Origin of the sequence: Spirillospora sp. NPDC046719, assembly GCF_040645715.1 — a bacterium.
GTDB lineage: Bacteria > Actinomycetota > Actinomycetes > Streptosporangiales > Streptosporangiaceae > Spirillospora.
Genome location: NZ_JBEYYT010000733.1, coordinates 1 through 3,065, shown reverse-complemented (window position 1 = coordinate 3,065; position 3,065 = coordinate 1). Strand labels below are relative to the sequence as shown.

At 78.2% G+C, this 3,065-nt stretch carries 2 protein-coding genes; both read right to left on the bottom strand.

Annotated features, from left to right (window positions below):
- Positions 1–1,609, bottom strand: a 1,609-nt coding sequence (locus ABZ914_RS49425) for a type I polyketide synthase (protein WP_500201522.1), incomplete at its 3' end; no start/stop codon positions are given.
- On the bottom strand, positions 1,606–3,065 hold a 1,460-nt coding region (locus ABZ914_RS49420; RefSeq protein ID WP_500201521.1), incomplete at its 5' end, for a type I polyketide synthase. The genes ABZ914_RS49420 and ABZ914_RS49425, both read right to left, overlap by 4 nt.

Genomic DNA, 3,065 nt, shown 5'->3' with positions numbered 1-3,065 from the left:
GCGCCGCGACGCGCCCCGCCCCCCCGCCGACGGCGCGGTGCGCGAGGGCCGCCCTGCCGGACGCCAGCGAGGCGGCGACGTCGGCGGGTTCCAGCGCGGGACGCTCCCGGAGGTGGGAGGCGAGCCGCGCGGCCTGGGCCCGCAGCGCGTCCGCCGTCGCCCCGGAGATCTCCCAGGGCCGGGGCGCCGGGCCCGCGTCCGGCGGCGGGGCCTCGTCGGTGCTCACCGGCGCCTCTTCGATGATCACGTGCGCATTGGTGCCGCTGACGCCGAAGGACGACACCCCGGCCCGGCGGGGACGTCCCGGATCGGGCCAGTCCCGCGGCTCGGTGAGCAGCCGGACCGCGCCCGCGTCCCAGTCGACGTTCGTGGACGGCGCGTCCACGTGCAGCGTGGCGGGCAGCGCGCGGTGCCGCAGCGCCTCGATCACCTTGATGATCCCGGCGGCGCCCGCGGCGGCCTGCGCGTGCCCGATGTTGGACTTCAGCGACCCCAGCCAGAGCGGCCGGCCGGCGGGGCGGTCGCGGCCGTAGGCGGCGAGGAGTGCCTGCGCCTCGATCGGGTCGCCCAGCGGGGTACCGGTCCCGTGCCCCTCGACCGCGTCGACGTCGGCGGGCGCCAGGCCCGCCGCGTCCAGCGCCGCGCGGATCACGCGCTGCTGGGACGGCCCGTTGGGGGCGGTGAGCCCGTTGGAGGCGCCGTCCTGGTTGACGGCGCTGCCGCGCACCAGCGCGAGCACGGGATGGCCGTTGCGGCGGGCGTCCGACAGCCGCTCCAGGAGGAGGACCGCGGCGCCCTCGGCCCAGCCGGTGCCGTCGGCGGCGTCGGCGAACGCCTTGCAGCGCCCGTCGGGCGCGAGGCCGCGCTGCCGGGAGAACTCGACGAAGGGCGACGGCCGCGCCATGACGGCGACGCCGCCCGCGAGCGCGAGCCGGCACTCGCCGTCGCGCAGCGCCCGCGCCGCCAGATGCACGGCCACCAGGGAGGACGAGCAGGCGGTGTCGACGGTGAGGGCGGGCCCTTCGAGCCCGAACGTGTAGGAGACGCGCCCGGACACGACGCTGCCGGACGTCCCCGTCCCGAGGAGCCCTTCGAGGTCGTCCCGCACCTCGGCGAGCCCGGCGGCGTAGTCGTGGTACATGACGCCGGTGAAGACGCCGACGCGCTCGCCGCGCAGCGCGGTGGGCGCGATGCCGGCGCGTTCGAGCACCTCCCACGAGACCTCCAGCATGAGGCGCTGCTGCGGGTCCATGGCGAGCGCCTCGCGCGGCGAGATGCCGAACAGGGCGGCGTCGAAGGCTCCCGCGTCGTGCAGGAAGCCGCCCTGCCGCACGTAGGAGGTGCCGGGCCGGTCCGCGTCGGCGGCGAAGAGGCCGTCGAGGTCCCAGCCCCGGTCGCCGGGGAAGGGCGAGAGGCCCTCGCGTCCCTCGGAGACGAGCTCCCACAGGTCCTCCGGCGAGGCGATCCCGCCGGGCAGGCGGCACGCGGCCGCAACGACGGCGACGGGGTCGGCGGCGGCGGTGCCTCTCAGCCGGTCGTTCTCCTCGCGGAGCCGCTCGTTGTCGACCAGCGCGGCGCGCAGCGCGCGGACGACCTTGTCGTCGGTCATCGGTTCCCTCCCAGAGCCCGTTCCACCAGGTCGTCCACGTCCATTTCGGCGATCGCGGCGGCGATGCCTCCGGTCCCGTCCGGCTCGCCGGGCGGTTCCGGCGCGAGCTCCTCCAGCAGCCGCCGCGCCAGGTCCGCCGGGGTCGGGTGGTCGAAGACGAGCGTGGCGGGGAGCCGCACCCCCGCCGCCCTGGCGAGCCGGTTGCGCAGCTCGACCGCCGCGAGGGAGTCGAACCCGAGGTCCTTGAACGCCCGCGCCGCGCCGACGTCGTCCGGGGCGTCGTGCCCCAGCACGGCGGCCGCGTGCCGCCTGACCAGGTCGAGCACGGTGCTCGTCCGCTCGGGGGAGGACAGTCCGGCGAGCCGGTCGGCGAACGACGCGGCGGTCGGTCCGGCGGCCTGCGGTACGTCCCGGCGGGGCGCGGGGACGAGACCGCGGAGCACGGGCGGCAGGTCGCCGTCGGCGGCGAGCGAGCGGAGCGCGGCGGCGTCGAACCGCGCCGGGACGACGACGGCGTCCCCGGCCGCGAGGGCGGCGTCGAAAAGGGCCAGCCCTTCGGCCGTGGAGAGCGCGCCGAGGCCGCCGCGCGACAGCCTGCCCAGCGCGGCGTCGCCGAGATGGCCGGTCATGCCGCTGGCCTGCGACCACAGCCCCCACGCGAGCGACACGGCGGGCAGGCCCTCGGCACGCCGCATGCGGGCCAGGCCGTCCAGGAATCCGTTGGCCGCCGCGTAGTTGCCCTGCCCGGCGTTGCCGAGCACCCCGGCGCCGGACGAGAACAGCACGAACGCCGCCAGGTCCAGGTCGCGGGTCAGCTCGTGCAGATGCCAGGCGGCGTCCGCCTTCGGCCGGAACACCGGGGCGAGCCGTGACGGGCCGAGGTCGTCCAACAGGGCGTCGTCCAGGACGCCGGCGGCGTGGACGACGGCGGTCAGCGGATGCCCGGCCGGGATCGCCGCGAGCACCTCCGCCAGCGCCTCCCGGTCGGCGGCGTCGGCCGCCGCCACGGTCACCTCGGCGCCGGCCTCGCGCAGCTCCGCGTACAGCTCGGTCGCACCGGCGGCGGCGAGGCCGCGCCGGCCGACCAGGACGAGCCGGCGGACGCCGTGCTCCCGCACCAGATGGCGCGCGACCAGGCCGCCGAGCGTCCCGGTGCCGCCGGTGACCAGGACCGTGCCGTCCGGATCGAGGGACACCCGGCCCGTCGCGTCGGCGCCGGCGTGGGCGAGCCGGGGCGCGTGCGCGCGTCCGGCGCGCAGCGCGACCTCGGGCTCACCGGAGGCGACGAGGCGCGGCAGCAGCTCCCCCGCCACCACCCCCCCCACCCCCCCCCGCCCCGTCGCCGCCCCCCGCCCCGCCTCCGCCTCCACCGCCCCCGCCACCCCCGCAGCCCTCGCATTCCACCGCGCCCCCAACGCCCGCAACGGCAGATACGCCTCCGGCGTCAGCACCAGCA